Annotated in this window: 15 protein-coding genes; 8 read left to right on the plus strand and 7 right to left on the minus strand. The window is 61.9% G+C overall.

Features of this window, described 5'->3' with window-relative positions; genetic code table 11:
* Nucleotides 1–126: 126 nt before the first annotated feature.
* Nucleotides 127–1,020, plus strand: a complete 894-nt coding sequence (locus tag ACP7B3_RS21865) for a LysR family transcriptional regulator (protein ID WP_145163415.1) — start codon at nt 127–129, stop codon at nt 1,018–1,020.
* A gap of 179 nt (nt 1,021–1,199) precedes the next feature.
* On the opposite strand, the gene ACP7B3_RS21870 is transcribed toward ACP7B3_RS21865, so the two are convergent.
* The 4 genes from ACP7B3_RS21870 to ACP7B3_RS21885 form a co-directional block, all read right to left on the minus strand.
* Nucleotides 1,200–3,059, minus strand: a complete 1,860-nt coding sequence (locus ACP7B3_RS21870) for a DUF3857 domain-containing transglutaminase family protein (protein ID WP_426180741.1) — start codon at nt 3,057–3,059, stop codon at nt 1,200–1,202.
* 147 nt (nt 3,060–3,206) lie between these two features.
* Nucleotides 3,207–4,307, minus strand: coding sequence for a DNA alkylation repair protein (locus tag ACP7B3_RS21875; RefSeq protein WP_426180743.1), 1,101 nt, complete (start codon nt 4,305–4,307; stop codon nt 3,207–3,209).
* A gap of 16 nt (nt 4,308–4,323) precedes the next feature.
* Complete coding sequence (locus ACP7B3_RS21880; RefSeq protein ID WP_426180745.1) at nt 4,324–5,670, minus strand: glutamine synthetase family protein; 1,347 nt, start codon at nt 5,668–5,670, stop codon at nt 4,324–4,326.
* A gap of 11 nt (nt 5,671–5,681) precedes the next feature.
* Nucleotides 5,682–6,239 (minus strand): helix-turn-helix domain-containing protein, encoded by a 558-nt coding sequence (locus ACP7B3_RS21885; RefSeq protein ID WP_426180747.1) that lies wholly within the window; start codon nt 6,237–6,239, stop codon nt 5,682–5,684.
* On the opposite strand from ACP7B3_RS21885, the gene ACP7B3_RS21890 reads away from it, so the two are divergent.
* From ACP7B3_RS21890 to ACP7B3_RS21900, 3 genes are all read left to right on the plus strand, one after another.
* Entirely contained in the window at nt 6,238–6,645 is a 408-nt protein-coding gene (locus tag ACP7B3_RS21890) for a DUF4440 domain-containing protein (RefSeq protein WP_426180749.1), read from the plus strand. The genes ACP7B3_RS21885 and ACP7B3_RS21890 overlap by 2 nt on opposite strands.
* A gap of 90 nt (nt 6,646–6,735) precedes the next feature.
* Nucleotides 6,736–7,044 (plus strand): RcnB family protein, encoded by a 309-nt coding sequence (locus tag ACP7B3_RS21895; protein ID WP_106579940.1) that lies wholly within the window; start codon nt 6,736–6,738, stop codon nt 7,042–7,044.
* A gap of 76 nt (nt 7,045–7,120) precedes the next feature.
* Complete coding sequence (locus tag ACP7B3_RS21900; RefSeq protein ID WP_145163425.1) at nt 7,121–8,314, plus strand: MFS transporter; 1,194 nt, start codon at nt 7,121–7,123, stop codon at nt 8,312–8,314.
* Here ACP7B3_RS21900 and ACP7B3_RS21905 read toward each other — a convergent pair.
* The 3 genes from ACP7B3_RS21905 to ACP7B3_RS21915 all read right to left on the minus strand — a co-directional run bounded on the left by ACP7B3_RS21905 (nt 8,277) and on the right by ACP7B3_RS21915 (nt 10,443).
* A complete protein-coding gene (locus ACP7B3_RS21905; protein ID WP_145163427.1) occupies nt 8,277–8,549 on the minus strand; it encodes a DUF1652 domain-containing protein in 273 nt (90 codons plus the stop codon). The genes ACP7B3_RS21900 and ACP7B3_RS21905 overlap by 38 nt on opposite strands.
* Before the next feature lie 14 nt (nt 8,550–8,563).
* Nucleotides 8,564–8,815 carry a CsbD family protein gene (locus tag ACP7B3_RS21910; protein WP_242200796.1) on the minus strand — a complete coding sequence of 84 codons (252 nt, stop codon included), beginning with the start codon at nt 8,813–8,815 and terminating at the stop codon, nt 8,564–8,566.
* 131 nt (nt 8,816–8,946) lie between these two features.
* The gene (locus ACP7B3_RS21915) at nt 8,947–10,443 is read right to left on the minus strand and encodes a PAS domain S-box protein (protein ID WP_145163431.1); all 1,497 of its coding nucleotides are present in this window, start codon (nt 10,441–10,443) and stop codon (nt 8,947–8,949) included.
* A gap of 172 nt (nt 10,444–10,615) precedes the next feature.
* Between ACP7B3_RS21915 and ACP7B3_RS21920 the strand changes: the two genes are divergently transcribed.
* The 4 genes from ACP7B3_RS21920 to ACP7B3_RS21935 all read left to right on the plus strand — a co-directional run bounded on the left by ACP7B3_RS21920 (nt 10,616) and on the right by ACP7B3_RS21935 (nt 18,790).
* Nucleotides 10,616–11,584 (plus strand): hypothetical protein, encoded by a 969-nt coding sequence (locus ACP7B3_RS21920; protein ID WP_106579945.1) that lies wholly within the window; start codon nt 10,616–10,618, stop codon nt 11,582–11,584.
* 42 nt (nt 11,585–11,626) lie between these two features.
* The gene (locus ACP7B3_RS21925; protein WP_242201039.1) at nt 11,627–11,830 is read left to right on the plus strand and encodes a hypothetical protein; all 204 of its coding nucleotides are present in this window, start codon (nt 11,627–11,629) and stop codon (nt 11,828–11,830) included.
* A 493-nt stretch (nt 11,831–12,323) separates the two neighbouring features.
* Nucleotides 12,324–12,944: a hypothetical protein gene (locus ACP7B3_RS21930; RefSeq protein ID WP_145163433.1), complete on the plus strand. Its 621-nt coding sequence runs from the start codon at nt 12,324–12,326 to the stop codon at nt 12,942–12,944.
* A 146-nt stretch (nt 12,945–13,090) separates the two neighbouring features.
* Nucleotides 13,091–18,790: a membrane-targeted effector domain-containing toxin gene (locus ACP7B3_RS21935; RefSeq protein WP_426180753.1), complete on the plus strand. Its 5,700-nt coding sequence runs from the start codon at nt 13,091–13,093 to the stop codon at nt 18,788–18,790.
* The last annotated feature ends 25 nt before the right edge of the window (nt 18,791–18,815 follow it).

The following is an 18,815-nucleotide window of genomic DNA, read 5'->3' on the forward strand; positions in this document are numbered from 1 at the left end:
TCCATCCTAGTTGTTAGTTTTCGTCTTAAAAATGTTAGTTTTTACCCAGCTGCTGTGCGTTTTTAAACAGTGCCTATAGCCACTGCGATGAGCGCAGCTGCTGACTGTCCACGCAAGGGAGGCGATATGTTCGACTGGAATGACCTGCGGTTTTTTCTCGAATTACAACGCAGCGGCCGCTTGCTCACCGCGGCCCAGCGCCTGAAAACCACGCACGCCACTGTCGCCCGGCATATCGAGGCCATCGAAAAGAGCCTGGGGACTGCGCTTTTTGTGCAGCACGCGCAGGGCTACGAGCTGACGCCGTCCGGTGAAGCCTTGCTCAAACACGCCGAGGCCATGGAAAACGTCGCGTTGCTGGCCGAAGACGAACTCACCCATTCCGCCGCGCCCCTGGGCAAGATCCGCCTCGGCGTGGCCGAAGGGTTGGGCGTGATGTTTCTTGCCAGTCGCATGGGTGGGCTGTTTGACCGTTACCCAGGTTTGGAAGTCGAACTGGTGGCCGTGCCGCGCTTCGTCAGCATTCTCAACCGCGAAGCGGAAATCAGCATTCACCTCGAACGCCCCAGCGTCGACCAACTTGTCACGCGCAAACTCACTGACTACCGCCTCGCGCTTTACGCCAGCCGCGCGTATCTGGACCGCAACCCGCCGATTGAAAAGCGCGAAGACCTCGCCGTGCATGCATGGATCGATTACGTCGATGACCTGCTGTTCAGCCAGGAACTCAAATTTCTCAGCAGCTTCTGCCGCAACCCCAAAGTGGTGTTCCACAGCACCAGCGTAATCGCCCAGCACCAGGCGGCGCGCTCGGGGTTGGGCATCGCTGTGTTGCCGTGCTTTATGGCGGCGGGTGACCCGGACCTGGTGGCGTTGCTGCCGGCGGAGGGCATTCAGCGCAGCTACTGGATCAGCTCGCGCCGGGAGCTGCACAAGTCAGTGCGGCTGCGGGTGTTGTGGGATTACGTGGTGGAGTTGTGCGCAAGGGAGCAGGGGTTGCTGCTCGGCGAATCCAGCTGAAGAAACCGGATCAGCCTGCAACACGGCATCCCTCAGATAGCATGAGATCCAAATGTGGGCGCTGGCTTGCCTGCGATGCAGACGCCTCGGTAGATCAGGCATAACCAGTTGATGCCATCGCAGGCAAGCCAGCTCCCACACAAGCCAGCTCCCACATTGGATTTGCGTTGACGCTGCCTTCAGAGCTTCACCACCTGATGCACCTGCTCGGCACACGCCCGCGCCTCGTCAATCATTTTGCCAAACGCCTCGCTGGCGACCTCGGCGTGAGTCAGCCAACGCGTTTTCTGGCTCAGGCGATAGTGATACCACAGCCCGTCGTCCGTGCGCTTGCCGTCCAGGTCCAGGTCGTACCAAGGCGAGCGCACCTGGCAGCCGGGGATGGCTTTTTCCATCTTGCCGCCGGTCAGCGTGAAGCTGTAGTCGTAGGTCTGCGGGTTGCCCAGGTACAGGTCGGCCTGTTGATGGTGACGGCGGTAGTTGATGAAGCCATCCCAGCGCCCTTTGAGTGACTCATCGGTATAGACGTAGTCATTCGCGAGTTTTTCCAGGGCACGCTGGTCGTTCAGGGTGGCGCGGACGGTGTAGCCGTCGTGCACCACAAAGGTCGTGGGTTGGCGGGTGATCTGGCAGCCGCTGATCTCGTTGCCAAAATGCGCGCAGAGGTTCTGGTCGGTGGCGGTGGTGCCTTGTTGGCGGTCAGCCACGCTCATTTGCATCAGCGGCAGGCGGCCGAAGGTGATGGTCGCCTGGGTGGCACCATTGCCCTGTTTGTCAAAGTGCACCTGTTTGTCCAGACGCAGGGTGGTTTCGGGGCGCTCCAGCGGGATCTGTTCTTCGCGCACCTGGCCCTGAGCGTTGTTGACCAGCACCCAGCGGTCCTGGATGTCGGGCAAGGTCTGGCCTGGGGCAAACACCGGGTTGGTCGGGTCGAGCCACCACACCTGGCCGTCCACTTCGGCGCGCACGATCGCGTGGTTCGGTGCGTTGGTGCCGGGGATCAACAAGGCGTACGCCACGTCGCCGCGGCTAACCCAGGCGGTTTCAGCCTTGATGCCGCTGGCCTTGAGCATCGCCGTCAGCAGGATCGCGAGGTCTTTGCAATCGCCGTAGCCGTGCTGCTCGATTTCCGCGAGGTTGAACGGCACGTAGCCACGCTCTGTCGCGCGCCAGTCGCCCAGGTAGCGGTAGTGATCGTTGATGTGCTGCATCAGCGCGGCGACCTGTTCCGCCGGCGCCAGGCCGCTTGCCGCGGCCACAGCGGCGGCGGCTTGCGCAGGCAGCCTGGCGGCAAGTATCTGGTTGTAGCGCTGGGCGAAATCACCGAAGTACGCCTGGCGATCCAAGGTGCTGCCCACTTCCAGGCGCGGAATGCGCTGTAGCGCAGCGCTGGACGATTCGTTGATGTAGTTGAGGTAGGTCGGGGCTTTTTGCACCACGTCCAACGTCTTGCCATTGGCCGACGGGGTTACGGTGAAACCGTCGAACAGCTCACTGCGCCACTGAATCGGCCGTTCGGCGGTAAAGCGCGCCTTGACGTGGTCGCGACGGAACGCGCTGGGGCCGAAGGTGAGGGCATAGTGAAACTGACTCACCAGCGGCTTGGCGGCGAGATGTTCGCGCACGGTGTAGCGAATCTGTGTGCCCACGCGCAGGTTCGGGAAGGCCAGGGAGGTCTGCTTGTCGCGGCTGAAACCCTGGTCCGGGTTGGGCGCGGTGCGGGTGTCGATTTGTGCGGCGTCCAGTGCGACCGGCTTGGCGCCAGGCTGGGTGGACTGAGCGCTGATCACCTCGAAGGTGTCGCCTTCGGCGTAATCGAAGTCAATGCGCGAGAGCATTTCGCGGCCGTTGGGTGTGAGGATCGTGTAGTGCTGGGTGGTGGTGCAGTCGGTGCTGGCGTCGCGGTTGAAGTGGCAATGCAGCTCGGTGTCACTGGCCAGCGGGGCTTCGGCCATGTGTTGCAGGGCGGCGTTAACAGAATGGGTAACCAGCCCCAGGCTGATGACAATCAAAGAGCGGTGAAACGGAAAACGGTGCATTGGCGCCTCGGGTGACACATTGAAACAACTGCCCAGCGGGCAGTGAGAAGGCGCCGGATGATAATGGATCGCAACAACAAAAACCAGGATTGTTCGACAATTTATCTGGCTGAAAGGCCCGTGCTAGAGCCTTTTGCTTGATTTGGGTCAAGGTTTGCGCAGTTCAAACTCCGCGCTGCCGAGCTGCTCGCCGTTGACCAGCACACGCACCCGATGAGTGCCCGGGTAGTGCTTGCGCGTGGTCAGCTCACGAATAGAGTGTTCGCGCCGAATGCTGTGGTGTTCGCCCGCGCCCAAGGTGAATGCCTTGAGCTTGAACACCTTGGCCGCACTGTGGCCGGCGCTTTTTACATAGTCGATGGCGTAATCCACCACCAGTTTTTGTGGGGCGGCCGCGGTGGATTCGAGGCTGAATGACAGCGTGATCCGTTCCCCCATGTTGATCACGGCTGGCGTGACGGCCAGGTGATGCATCTTCACCTCGGCCTTGGCCCCGGCGCCGATGATCGTCAGTGCGCGGGTGTTGCCTTGCTTGATCAGGTTGCGTAAGGCGTGGCGGGCGATCCAGGCGGTGTGCGGGTTGTCCAGGTTCCAGCCTTCGATCTGGCCGAGTACCCATTCCGGATGGTCCTTGGTGATGTCGTTGAGGTGGTTGGCCACCGACTTGCGCACGTACAGGCTGCTGTCGGCGTTGAGGTTGTCGAGGATCGGCGCGCACAGTTCGGGGTTGGCCTGCACCTCGGTCAGGCGAAAAGACCACGGCAGGCGAGGGCGCGAGCCTTCGCTGGCCAGGCGGCGCACGTGTTCGTTGGCATCCAGCGACCATTGCTGCATGACCGCCAGGGTGCGCTGGAAGTCGTTCAGCAAGAAAGGGCGGATGGCAAATTCGGCAGAGCCAAAAGTGGTGAAGTATTTCAGCGCGGCCATGGACCGCCTGAAGTCACCCTGGCCGTAAGTTGCCACGTAGTGCGGCAGGCACAGGCAGACAAACGCGCTGTTCAGGCGCGGGGCAAGGGCGTAAAGCAGCTTGAGCGTTTGCGCATAATCCAGCGCGATCACGGCGTGCAGGCTTTCGCTGACCCGCGCCATGCGCTGCATCACCGACAACTCGGCAAGCCCGGCACTGGCGTGCTTGAGAAAACCCTTGGCGTCGAACGCCGGGTACACCGCCGACATCTCGCGGGCGATGTGCTGCAGGCGTTCGGCGTTGAATATTTCCTTGAGCGCTGGCGCGCTTTGCCCGGGCATCGGTGGTTCCTGGGGGTTAGAGAAACCAGCGGTATTCCCGCGCGTTGATCTCGTGTTGAAAAGCCAGATGGTCCTGGCGTTTGTTCTCGCAATACACGTCGACAAATTCTGCGCCGAGCTTATCGCGCACCACCGGCTGATGTTGCATGGCGCGCACGGCGTCGAGCATCTCAAGGGGAAATTCGGTGCCGCTGAGACGGTCTTCGTTCAAGGGCGCGATGGGTTCCTGCTTGGCTTCAAGGCCATGCTCAAGCCCTGCCAGGATCGCCGCCAGAACCAGATACGGGTTGGCATCCGCACTGGCCAGGCGGTGCTCGATGCGCAGGTTGCGCGGGTCTGACTCGGGAATGCGCACGCACGCATCGCGGTCTTCAAAGCCCCAGCTGGCACGGGTCGCTGCGTTGACGGTGCCACCCAGGCGGCGGAAGGCGTTGTGGTTGGGCGAGAAGATCGGCATGCAGTGCGGCAGCAATTCCAGGCACCCGGCCACGGCATGGCGCAGCGGTTGTTGCTGGTGCGCGGCGAGCAGATTATTGCCCGCCGCGTCGTAGAGGCTGACATGCACATGCATGCCGCTGCCGGGAAATTGCAGGTAAGGCTTGGCCATGAAGCTGGCACGGTAACCGTGCTTGAGTGCCACGCCACGCGTGCTGCGGCAGAACAGGGCGGCCCAGTCGGCGGCACGCAGGCCGTCATCGAGGTGGCCGAAATTGATTTCGAACTGGCCCGGGCCGATTTCGGCGGTGATCACCGTGATGTCGATGCCCTGGTCCTTGGCGGTTTGCGCCATGTCGTCGAGCACCTCGCTGAAGCGCGACAGCCGCTCGATATGCAAGTTGGGCTGGTCATCGGCGTCCTCGCTCAGCGGGTCGCGGGCGAATTGCGGCAGGCCGTTGTCGAGTTTTTTGTCGAACAGGTAGAACTCCAATTCGAAGGCCACCACCGGATGAATGCCCTTGTGCTGCAGGCGTTCGAGCACCTTGGCCAGCACTTCGCGCGGTTCGAACTCGATCGGCGCCTCGGTGCCGTCCGAGGTGATCAGCATCTGCCCCAGCGGCTGCGACTCCCAACTCACCGGCTTGAGCGTGCCTGGCACCAGACGGCGGTTGGCGTCCGGATCGCCGTCGTGGAAGCAATAATCACCAATCTTGAACAGCCCGCCCTGCGCGCCGAGCAGCACGGCGTTTTGCGGCAGCTTCAGCGGGCTGCCGGCGGCGACTTTTTCCAGCATTTCCACCGGGTAGCGCTTGCCGTAGAAATGCCCCGGAATGTCCAGGGCGATCAGGTCGACATAACGCACCTCGGGGTGGTTCTGGCGAAAGCTCCGTACTTCGGCCAGCAACGTGGAAGACTGGTTTTTCACAGGTGTTGCTCCTAGTTGTAAACCCACAGCACGCGGGCGGGCAGGTCAGTCAGGTTGGCGTAACGGCAATGGGCGAAACTGGCCAGGTGGAAGCTGTCGCCAGGGCCAAGGGTGACCGAGTCCGGCTCGCCTTCCACCCACAGCGTCAACTCGCCCTCCAGCACAAAACCGGCCTGCTCGGCGCGGTCGCTCATGGTGTGTTCACCGCTGTTGGCACCGGGCGCGAGCAGGCTGTCGAGCATCGAAAAGGCGCCGTTCATGCTCGGCGAGACCAGAATGTCGGTGATGCCGTTGGCGTAATACACCGTGCGCCGCTCGTTGGGGCGCGTGACCCAGTCCACCGCCTTGGGTTTGGGCAGGCTGTAGAAGTAGGTGGTGGGCACATCGAGGGCGTGGCTGATGGCGGTCAAGTCCGCCACGGTGGGGCGCGACAGGCCGCGCTCGACCTGTGACAGGAAACCCACCGAGCGCTCGATTTTTTGCGCAAGTTGCGCCAGGGTGAGTTTCTTGTGTTTGCGCAGGTCGTGGATCAGCGCGGCCAGGGTGGCGAGTTCTTGTTGTTGGGTCATGAAATTTATGTCGAGAAATTTCATGAAAAATTACAGGATTAATTTCATGGGGGCAAGGCTGATGGATCTTGAAGCGCATCTGTTTTCGTTAGAGCAGGCGCTGCAGCAGAGCACTACACGCAGCGATGCCGCGCAGCTTGAACGTTTGCTGGCGGATGACTTTGTCGAATTTGGCGCCAGTGGCAATGTCTGGGGCAGTAAGGCCGAAGTGATTGCCGGGTTGCAGGATGAGGCTTTCAGTGCGCGTCGCATGATGGAGTTTGCGGTGAAAGCACTCAGTGACGGGGTGGCGCTGGTGACTTATCGCGGTTACCGCGACGGCGTCGGGGAATCGTTGCGCAGTTCAGTGTGGCGGCAGGAAGAAGGGCAGTGGCGGATGGTGTTCCATCAAGGCACGCCGGTGTAACCCCTCGCCACAAGGATTGAAGGCGGGCTGAATGATTCCGCGCGCCCGCGGTCCGAACCTGGGTACGCATCATTCATTGAAGGAGCACCCATGAAGTCCAAAACCCTAGCTGCTTGCCTGTTGCTGACCGCGGGCCTGTCCACCGCCAGCTTTGTCGTGCAGGCCGGTGATACCCCGCAGGAAACGGTGAAGCCTTCGAGCATCAACGCACGCGATTTGAAAGAAGGCGACCGCGCCCCGGACATGCTGATGCGCAAGGAGTCGGCGGTCAGCGACTGGAAGAAACGCGGCCTCAAGCAACCCGAAGAAGACAGCCAATGGGCCCGCGTGGGTGACAAGTTCGTGCTGCTCAAAACCACCAACGGCACGATTCTCGAGATCACGCCCGTCAAGAAATGACCGGTCTTTTTTGCCTGCTCTTGCGTTAAGGTAACCGACCCTACAGGTCGCGTTACCTCAAACGGATGAGAGCAGGATGCTTGCCACCATAAGAAACTACCCGCGTACCGTTAACCTGTTGCTGTCCGCCACGTTACTGCTGACGTTGGCCAAGGCCATTACCTTTCCCTACCTGGTGATTTACCTCACCCGTCACTTCGGCCTCGACATTACTCAGGTCGGCTTGGTGATCGGCAGTTCGCTGATTGTCGGCTCATTGCTCAGCGTGTATGGCGGCTTTCTGGTGGACCGCGTGAACAGCTACAGGCTGTTGTTGGGCTTGAGCGCGCTGTTTGTGCTGGGGTTTATCGGCACCGTCGTGGCTCAGGGCATTTGGCTGTTCTACAGCTGCCTGATCCTGATCAACCTGGCCTATGCCGTCATCGACATCGCCATCAAGGCCGGCTTCGCCAGCTTGCTGCCCGAAGACGCGCGCAGCGAAGTGTTTTCCATCAAGTACACCCTGACCAATATCGGCTATGCCGTCGGCCCGTTTTTTGGCGCGATGGTGGCCAAGGTGGATATCAGCTTGCCTTTCGTCCTCTCGGCGCTGCTGGGCCTGGGGTTTTTCCTGCTGTACTGGCGCTGGGGTGATCGCAGCCTGGCCAGCGTCGATGCCACGCACAAACCGCTGGCGTTTCTCGCCGTCGGCCGCGTGCTGCTGAGCGACCATCGCCTGGTGTGTTTCACCTTGGGTGGCGTGCTCAGTGCAGTGGTGTTCGGTCAGTTCACGGCGTATCTGTCGCAGTACCTGGTGACAACCACCACCGCGCAATATACCTACACCGTGATCAGCGCCGTGCTCACCACCAACGCCGTCCTGGTGATTGCCTTGCAGTATGTGATTGGCCGGCGCATCTCGCACCGCCACCTGAGCCAGTGGCTGATCGCTGGCCTGGGCATGTTTATGCTGGGTGTGATTGGGTTTGCCTTGGCCACCAGCGTGCTGTGGTGGGTGCTGGCGATGGCGGTATTTACTGTGGGGGAGATCATCGTGTTTCCGGCCGAGTACATGTTTATCGACCGAATTGCCCCTGACCACCTGCGCGGCATGTATTACGGGGCACAGAACCTGTCCAACCTGGGGGCCGCGCTGGGGCCGGTGTTGTGTGGGCTGGTGTTGGCCAGCCTGCCGGCCCACTACATGTTTTACATGCTGGGGGCGTTTACCGTCGGTGGCGGGGTGTTCTATTTCATGGGTGCGTCGCTAAAGGCAAATCATCCAACGTGAGCTTGCCGACGTTGTTGCTTTGCAATTCGTAGCGCAACTCTTCCACCATCTTTTCCACTTCCTGCGGGGTCTGCAGCCGGTTGGTGCTGATCCCGGTCACCACCAGGTCGACCCGACCGGTTTGGGCGTCGAACACCTTGAGGGTCAACGAAGCATCCCGGCACAAGGTGAACTCGCAGGTCAGCGGCGACAGGCCTTCTTCGATGCAATTACGCAATTGAGAAAGGGTGAACATCTTGCTCAGGCTCCTCAACGACGGCGCAGCAACAGGCCTACCAGCAGGCCTGCACCGGCGACAACGGCGACGGTAGCCAGCGGTTTATTGCGGGCGAAATCACTGACCGTATCCAGCGCGTCGCCATAGGTCTGCTGCAATTGCCCGGCGGCCTGGCGCGCAACGCCTTCGGCTTGCAAGTGCTCATCACCGGTCAGGTCGCCAAGAAAACCCTGGGCCTTGCCTGCAACTTTCTCGACGGCGCCTTTGACTTGTTCGCTTTTCATAGTGCATTCCTTCAAGAGATCAAACCAATACGGCACGGGACTCATAGCCCTGTGCCCACCCTTCAAGGTTAAGCACCTCGTTATGCGCAAATAAGGCGAATTTGCACCGGTCTTACTAGTGCATTTGCACTTTATTTTTTGCTTTTTACCCGTAATTCCCCGGCAAACAGCCCGCGTTCACGGGCCCAGACGATCGCCGCACTGCGGCTATGCACCCCCAGCTTGGAGTACACCGTGGCCACATGGTTACGCACGGTGTTCGGCGCCAGTTTCAGGCGCGAGGCAATCTCCTTGTCGGCCAGGCCTTCGCAGATCAAACCCAGCACATCGCGTTCACGGGCCGTCAGGTCGGTGAAGGCCACGTTCGGCAAATTGGGGCTGTTGACGCTCTTGGCGTTGGCCAGTTTCTCGATCAGCGTCTGGCTGAACCAGGAGGCGTCCTGCATCACTTCCTCGATGGCCGCCACCAACTCCAGCTCTGAGCGTTTGCGTTCGGTGATGTTCATCATCACCAGCAAATAGCACGGCACATCCTGGATCAGCACAGTGTCGGCGGAGACCACGCAATCGATCACCTCGCTGCCTTTTTTGCGCACCTTGAGGTCCAGGCCGTCGAGGTTGCCGGCTTTTTCCAGCGTCGCAAACAGTTGCGCGCCTGCCTGGGGACTGTCGATGAAGTGAATCTCGTCGATGGTCTTGCCGATCAGCTCTTCACTGGTGTAGCCCGTGATGTTCATGAACGCTTCGTTGATATCCACCACCTGCCGGTTGGCGGCGCTGCACACCAGAGTCGGCACCGGCGTCAGACGGAACGATTTGGCAAAGCGCTCCTCGCTCTGGCGCAGGGCAATTTCCGCCTTGCGCCTTGGCTCCAGGTCGGTGAAGGAAAACAGCATGCAGTCTTCCTCGTTCATGTCCAGCGGCTGGCCCGCGACGATCACCAGCTTGCTGCCGCCTTCGGGCAGGCGCAGCTCGGCCTGCATCTGCGGGATGGTTGCACCTTCGCCCAGGCGCTGGACGGCCAGGTCCTTGCGCTCGGCCTGCTCCAGCACGTCCAGTTCATACACCGAGCGACCGATGACCTGATCGCGGCTGTAGCCGGTCATTTCCAGAAAACCCTGGTTGACCTTGATATAGCGCAGGTCGCTCAAGCGGCAGATCACGGCGGGCGCCGGGTTGGCGTTGAAGGTTTTCTCGAAGCGCTGCTCGGCGCTGGCCCACTCGGTGGCGTCGCTGAGGATCAGCACCAGCAGCTCGGGTTCGCCCTGAGTGTCGGTCAGCACCAGGCTGCGCAAGCGGTGCACCCAGCTGCGGTTTTCGTCGGCGGCGGGTGTGACTTCCACCACCACATCGCTGAACTCTTCACCGGCGGCCACGCGGCTGAGCGGGTAGCTCTCCAGCGGCAGCGGATGGTTGTTGCGATAGCGCAGCGCGAACCGCTTGGCGTATTGCGCAGTATTGACACCCAACGCCTCGACCTCGCTGACCCCGTGCATGGTCAACGCCGCTTCGTTGGCCCAGAGGATGGTCTGGTCAACCTCGGCCAGGATCACGCCGTCGGACAGTCCAGAGATGATCTGCTGCAATTGGCGGCGGTTGGTTTCTTTGGCAAGAACGTCCTGAGTCATGGTCTCTCCGGGGTATGGGCGCATGGCAATTACGACACTCGGGCTTGAGGATAGTGCAGAGAAATTGCCCGGCGCGGGGTGCGAATGCACCAGAAGGCCTGGTGCATTTGCGCGAGGACGGCCGTGCCTGCGCTCGCCAGACTAAAACGGTCAACCACTCAAAGGATTAATCATGACCACTGTCTATGAAACCAATCGTTCACCGTTTCGCGTGTCCTGGAGCTCTGTGCTGGCCGGTAGTGCAATTGCCCTGGTGACCTACCTGGTGCTCAGCGTGCTGGGCACGGCCATCGGCGCGAGCGCGGTCGACCCGATGCAAGCCGGTAACCCGTTGCGTGGCTTCGGCACGGGCGCCGGGATCTGGCTGTTCGTGTCGACGCTGGTCGCCATTGCCGTCGGCGCGTTTGTGGCGGGGCGTACCGCGCCGGATCGCGGCGGCCTGCATGGCGTGCTGACCTGGACGCTGACCACGCTCTTCACCACCTGGCTGCTGGCGGCGCTGGCGTCAAGTGTGGTGGGCACGGCAGGCAATGTTGTCGGCAAAGGCCTGTCGGCTGCCGGCAGCGGCATCGCCGCCGCAGCGCCAGGCATCAGCGATAGCGTCAAGCAGCAGCTGGACGAGCAGGGCATTCACCTGGATTGGAACAGCCTGCAAGGCCAACTCGACACCTTGCTCAAGCAAAGTGGCAAGCCTGAACTGGACCCGGCCAACGTCGAGCAGAAAACCGACCAGGCTGCCGCCGATGGCAAGCAGACGGCCACGGATGCCGCGACCAACCCGGCCCAGGCCGGTGATCAGCTCAAGCAGTGGTTCGAGCGCGTGAAAGCCTCCGGTGAACCTGCGTTGAATGCGGCGGATAAAGACGCGCTGGTCAACATCGTTGCGGCCCGTACCGGCAAGAGCAAAGAGCAAGCCACGCAAATCGTCGACAACTATGCGCAGGCTTATCAGCAAGCCATGCAAAAGGTCGATGAGCTCAAGCAACAGGCCGAGCAGAAGGCCCGTGAAGCAGGCGAAGTCGCCGCCAAACAGCTCTCGCGTGCAGCCTGGAGCACCCTGGCCATGCTGCTGTTGGGCGCGGCCCTAAGCTTCTTCGTCGGCCGCACGGCGTTGACCACACGCCGCGTACCTTTGGCTTAACCGTGTCAGCGGCAGGGACGCCGCTTTTCACTGACACCAAACATGCGAGTGTCAGCGCTCCATTCCCGTGCAGTGCCTGAGCATGGCGTGTTGGGCTTCAAGGACGAAGACAGCGGGCGCAGCACGTCGGTGCTCGACCGCCAGTTCGTGTGCGTGCCGCCGCAACGCAGCCATTCTTCCTCGTCACTCACTGCTGCGGCATACGCGCACGTCGGTTCTGGAGATCGCCAACAGCGTCGGCTATGAATCACCGTCGCACCTGGCCGTCGCACCTGGCCCATGTGTTTCGGTGTGTGCTGGGTAGGTCGCCGGATGAGTGGCGGCGCGGCTGACATGCCTGGGTCACACTCGCCCCCTGTAGGAGCTGGCTTGCCTGCGATAGCATCACCGCGGTCTGACTGAATGACCGAGCTGCCTGCATCGCAGGCAAGCCAGCTCCCACAGTTGATTGGGTTTCTTCAGTTCGATTGCCAATCTTTCATGGCCCGATTCCGCGCATGATCCGGCCGTCGCAGATTTCCCTGCGGTTTCGCCGGGACGCGGCGGGGCAGGTTCAGGGGTGTTGGCTGGGTGGGCCGGTGGAATTTGCCGAGGCGCATTCATGAACATTCGCGACGACATCAATGCCGTGGGCCAGTGCTGCCCGCTCCCACAGGTTACAGGGCGAAGCCGATAACCTATGTGCCTGAATGAATGCGTAAAATAGCGGCCTTTTACGCGAATCACGCAAAGGTGCCCCTTGAGCGCAGGCAAAGCCGTCGGACTGTTACTCCTCACCTCAATGCTGGCGGCATGCGGCACCTCGCCGCCACGCACGCCGAATGACCTGTGCGGCATCTTCCGTGAAAAGGGCGACTGGTACGACGCCGCCAAAGTCACGCAAAAGCGCTGGGGTGTGCCGATCCAGGTGCCGTTCGCGATCATGTATCAGGAGTCCGGTTTCCATCAGGACGCCCTAGCGCCGCGCAAATACCTGTTGTGGATCATCCCCTGGGGCCGCGTCTCTACTGCCGCCGGCTATGCCCAGGCCAAGGATGAAGTGTGGAACGACTACCGCAAAAGCACGGGCCGCAGCGGCGCCAGTCGCCAGGACTTCGACGACGCTATCGATTTTGTCGGTTGGTACATGGACAAGACCTACACCATCAACGGCGTGTACAAATACGACGCCTACGGCCAGTACCTGAACTACCACGAAGGCTGGGGCGGTTACCGCCAGCGCACTTACGCCGCCAAAGCCTGGCTGCCGCCGGTGGCCAGCAAAGTGCAGGCGCGCTCGCAGATGTATGCGGCGCAATATGCAGGCTGCAAGGATGATTTGGGGCGGGGCTTCTGGAGCCGATTCTGGCATTGGCTGTAAAGCACGCCGCGGCCCTGCCACTCAGATAAGGCTCAACGATATCGCCGTGGCGCGGGAACACGCGCCCTCGCCACTATCTATCTAACACCGCGCGTACCGGCCGTTCTCCATGCTGATGCCTCTTTCATCGCATGGAGCCACGACCAATGAGCACCGCCATTTCTGCCACACCCGTTCCTTCTTTCAGCGAGATCAAGGGTTACCTCAACCAGATCGGCCACCACGTGTTCGAGCAGCCGGCGCCGCTGTTGCCCGAGCAACCTGTCGGCGCCGAGCAGGCGTATTTGCAGCGTTTGCACCGCACACTACGAAGCCACTGCGAGGCGCTCGCCGCCACGCTGCGTGCGCTGTATCAGCCCCTGGAAACCGCCGACCTGCAGCATGCCGACGGCAAGGCATTGCTGGCGCGTCTGCGGCGCGAGTTGAACGCTCAAGTGCAAGCGATGCAAGGGCACAGCGTGATCAACGGCAAGGGGCTGCGCAGTTTCCTCAGCAACGAAGCGGGCATTACCGCGTTGGAACAGGAGGCACAGCGTGACCTCAACGACCGGCTGCTGCACCCGGAGATGGCGCGCCAGATCACGCAAATCTCGCTGGGCCCGACGTTTCGTCCCGGCCTGTATGCGCTGACTTTTACCTACCAGGCGCGGCGCATTGAGTTCGCCGGGGCGTTTGTGCTGACCACGCTCAAGCATCCGCGGGTGAACACGCTGACCGACGGCGAATCAGTGGGCAACGTGCTGATGTTCAACCCGCTGCGCGGGATCGAATCCTTCAACTCGCTGGAAGAACTCGACCGTTACCTGCTGAACGCCATGGACAACGCGGCGTGGCGCAGCGAAATCATGGCGTTGCTGCCCAGACGCTACCAAGCCCTGGGCCCGGCCGGCATCTGGCCACTGGCGCTGGAACCGATCGACGCTGAGCCGCTGTTCGAGCACACGGTTGACGCGTTGACGGCCAAGCGTGAGCAGGATATCGACTGGGCGCTCGACCTGGTGGGGAACCCGGGGCGCACGGCACGCGAGGTGGTCGCTGACCTCGATCTGGCGATCCAGACGACGCTGCCCGACCTCGGTCCGCGCCTGGCATTGCACGCCCAGCGCTTGCTTGACCGCTGCTTGCGCTACAGCGCCCCGGATTGGTATCGCAGCGCCAATACTGCGCAACGAACCCTGCTGGCCCAATTGCTGGCCAGCTATAACCAGGCGCGCGCGACGATGCTCGACCTGCTGGGCCCGGCCGCCACGCCGCCGGCGCTGGCGCGTTATCAGGTGGTCGAGCACTTGGCCGCCGAGCTGCAAATCCACGACTTGGACCCCGATCTGCTGCAGGTCAGCACCGGGCGTAGCGTGGCGGGTGTGGGCGACTACGAGCAGCAACAAAGCCTGACCCTGCTGGCCTTGCGCGGGTTGCACAAGGGCGATGAGGCGCCAGGGTCGGACTTCCTCACCAGAACCACGCTGACCTATGACCAGACGCCGCTGGACGCTGAGTATCAGGACCTGACGCCGGCCTACCTGGCGAGTTTGCTGGGCCGCCTGCAACCGCGCCTGGCGTTTGCCACGGTGCTGAACGAAAGCCACAGCAGCCCGGTGGTCAAGCAGGCGATCGAATCGATGTTCGACCACCGGCTCAACGCCCTGGCGTACACGGCAGTGTTGCAACGCCATTTGAGCGAGGCCGACTACGTATTGATTCAGGCTCTGCGTGAGGGCCGCGGCGAAAACCTCAGCGCCGCTACCGTGTCGCTGCACGAGGCACAGCTCAATGGGTTGTGGCTGCTGCGTCAGACGGACGCCAAGGGTGAGGTCAAACGCCTGTTGCTGTGCACGCCCGAGGCCCCCAGCGCGACGCAGTTCCAGGCGTTTGACACCGAGGCCAGCTGCAAGGCGCACCTGCTTGGCTGGTGCACTCAGCCCGCCATGAAGGGGTATGTCCTCAGTACACTGTCGCTGCGTTTTCGCCCCGCCATGCAACGGATTCTCACGGGCCTGAGCCTCAAACCGCATGCACAGGAGTACCACGAGGTCAGGTTCACCTTTGTTGCCGATTACGCCGCCGGTCTCAAAGCCCTGGCGCAACACATGCTGGCTACGATGGGCGACGATCTCACGTTCGCCACGCCGCTGTGGTTCAGTTCGGCCAGCCAGGCGCAGCGCCAGACGCTCACCGGCCTGGCGCAGGACACCGAGGGCGCCTTGCGCACTTACCATGGCGATCCGCACGGCCAGGCGCTGTTCCCGACCTTTGCGAGCTTTGTGCATGAACAAGCCAAAATTCGCCTGAACGCGCTGCTCGGGCGTGCCGCGCAGGACGTCGACCCCAATACGGTCCACGTCCATTACCTCCAGGCGTTTCCCGGGCTTACGACGCCGGACTCCGTCACGTACACCCAATTGTTGCGCGACGGTTATCACGACAGCGTGGGGTTTCTGGACCCCAAGTTTGAAACCTCGGCGACCTTTACCGGCCCAGCCGGCGTCGACCTCAGCCGCTTGACGCCTGAAGCGGTGTCGCGCTCGGTGCGGGGCGTGTGGATCGGCCAGCGCTATGTCGACCACGTGCGCAACACCCTGCAAAGCCCCAGCAGCCCCGGCTATGTGTTCCGACGTAACGCAACGCTGGCCATCAGCCAATTGCAGATGCGCAACGCTGCACTCGAATCACGCTCGCAAGGCCACATCTCCCAGGCTGACCTGGACTGGCTGGACACCTGCCTGCAGAGCCTGGGCAATACCTCCGACCAGGTGCGCGAAAGTTACCAGGTGCACCGGCTGTTTGTGGACGGCGAATGGGTGATCGACACCTTCCTGTTCAAGCGCGGGCATGACCCGGTGCTGCTCTACACGCCGAATGCGCCGGATGGCGTCACCTTTCGCCACGCGCGGCTGTTCAACTATGTGTTGAAACACGTGGATGGCATGGTCGGTTACCTCGCCGAGCGGGTGGGCGCGCAGGCAAAGGCCCGCGTGCATGGGTTTCTGGAGAACGCCAGAAAGCAACTGCCGCAGACCCTAAACCGCAGCCATCCCAGCCCTGGCCGGTATGACCCGATCAGTCGCGAGACGGTAGTGCTCAACCTTCGCCAGGCGCTGTACGACGCCAAGCTGCAGCGCAAGATAGACGACGTCGAGGCAACCTCCGTCAACCGTGTGCACATGATCATGGACCTGGTGTGGAGCGTTATCGAACCCCTCGTTGCCATCGCCACCGCGCCTTACCCGGTGCTGAGCCTGAGCCTGGGCATGTCGCTGGCTTTCAAGGATGGGATGCTCGCCCTGCACGCGTACAACCAGGGGCAGATGGGTGAAGCCTTCGGGCACTACCTTGGCTACCTGCTCAATAGCGCCGGCGCGGTATTCACTGATTTGCGCCCGGCGCTGATCAGCCCGTTGGGCAAGCCGATACGTCCGCTGCTGCATACCGCGCCGCAGGAACAAGCGTTGTCGTTGATCAAACAACTGGAGGCGCCAACGCCGGCCTTCGATGATCTGCAAGCGGTGATGTTCCAAGGCCAGGCGTTATGGACCCGCAAAACGCCCGACGCTCTGGGGCGTTTCCTGCTGCTCAGGCAGGATGCTGCAACCGGGAAATTGCAGTCCACCGGCCGGCTGGTCCATCGTAATACTCAAGGCCAGTGGATGCGTGCCGGTGTTGCGGGTGGCGCACCCAAATATGAAAAACTGCCCGTCGCCGTCAGCCCGCTGGAGCGTTACGAAACCCCGCAGGCGTTGTTGAAAGACCTGGAGCATGTGGTGACCCCTGGCGCCGTGGAGGCGGCCTTCGCGCGCATCGCCGACCCGTATGGCGAGCAGATCGCCAGGGACATCATGGGCAAGCAGCTGTTCCACCTGCGCGCGCCGTACGGCACGGCAGTGGACAACCTGACCCGTGACGCCAACGCTTACTTTGATGCCTTGGCCCCGATTGTTCCCCGGGCCGATGTACTGAGTGTTGAGCCTGACGCCCTGCATGAAGTCATCCTGCAAAAGCTGCTCAGTGAAAGCAAAGGGCTGGTGATCGGCGCGAGCGTGGATTCGATTGCCAGCAAGCAGTTCCTGATCGACACCCTGCAAGCCTTGCACGACCACGGCGTGCGGCGTCTGTACATCGAGTACCTGCCCGCCGATGTGTTTCGGGCCAAGCTGGAAACACGCCACACCGCCAAGGCGTCGAAGAGCATCGACACGCACCTCAAGAGCGTCGATAAAGCGTTGGGCATGCCCAAGGACAGCGCCTATTCCTATCAGGCGCTGGTGCAGGCGGCGTCTGACCACGGCATCGAGGTGAAGGCGCTGGATGCGTCCACCTCCTACTATCTGGACGATGCATTGGCGGGGGGCACCACCTCGGTGCTCACGCCTCGCGAGAACCGTCTGCGCAACTTCTATTCCCACAAGGTGATCGCCGCCGACGTGGCGGCCAACCCTGACGACGCTTGGGTGGCACTGGTGGATCACCGACGCATGAATACCCATGAACAAGTCCCTGGCCTGGCCGACCTGCACAGCGCCGTGAGCCTGCGTGTCGAGGATGTCAGCGTCGGCACGTCGGTCGGGGTGTGGAAAGACACGCCCGGCTCGATTCCCGATGATGCGTTGGCCAAGGCTGATTTCAAGATCACCCTGCAGACCGCTTACACCCAACCCCAGGCGCAGGCGTTGCCGCCCCCGGCGCAGCACCGCTACAGCGTGTTCGAAATGCCCTCTGCGCTGCGTGAAGCATTGCGCACGCTGAAAGATTCGCCAAAGGGTCTGGATTCGCGGTATTTCCCCGGCAACCCGGCGCTTCGACCGGCCTACACGGCTTTCCAGCGGACTCGCGAACGTCTCGACGCGGCGGCCGGCGCGCATTTCAAAGACCACGTGCCACCCGCTGCGGCGCCGCAGCCACAGCTGTCGCCCGGCCTCACCGCGCGTGAGTTCTTCGAGCGCGCCTATGCCCATTCAAACGGGATATTGATCGGCGAGGCGCACAGCATGCAATCGAGCAAGGCGCTGTTGATCAAGGAATTGAAGACCATGAAGGTCAAGACGCTCTATGTTGAGCACCTGCTGACGGACCTGCATCAGGCGGACCTTGATGCCTTGTACCAAGGCAGTCCGATGTCCAAGGCGCTCAAGGACTATCTGCGGATACAGGACCGTGGGCACATGCTCGGCTATAAAGGGCCGCACACTTACACCGCGGTGATCGAAACTGCCGCCAAGTACAAGATTCGCGTGCGTGCGCTGGATTGCTTCGCCAGTTACTGCGTCGATGGCATGCCGGACAAAGGAACGTCGCGCACGGCGATGTTCAGCTATTTTGCCAATGAGGTCATCACTCAGGATCAAGCTGCACATGGTCCGCATCGCTGGGTGGCGTTGATGGGCAACACCCACACCGACACGTTTCTGGGCGTGCCTGGCCTGGCAAGGTTGCAGGGCGCCATCAGCCTGCATATCAACGATGTGGCGCCCGGCCAGCCTGTTGGCTTGCGGGTGGGAAAATGGGAGGCGGCCAACAGGCCCCTGCGCCCCGATGAATGGGTGGCCATGCGCAGTGACTTTGCCCTTGATGTGGCGGTGGCCGGCCGCAAGCCGTCGGAGGCGTTCAAGCCCGCCGACCGCTCACGCCTCACGCACGCCGGGCATTTTTTGATCGAGCGCCCGGCGCCCGACCAGACGCTGCTGGTGCATCGTTCGCGCAGCGGCGACATTGTCACCACGCCGATTCAAGTGGACGAGCGCGGGCACTTCTTTATTGATCGGTGGGAGCCGCTCCAGCACGAGCGCTATCTTTATCAATTTCATTTGATCGAGGCGCTGCAACTCCACATGGGCTTGCGCCCGGCGCCTTGAATGGCTGCGAGCGGGCAGGGGGGCA

The sequence above is a fragment of the Pseudomonas sp. TWRC1-2 genome (assembly GCF_049896685.1).
Lineage (GTDB): Bacteria > Pseudomonadota > Gammaproteobacteria > Pseudomonadales > Pseudomonadaceae > Aquipseudomonas.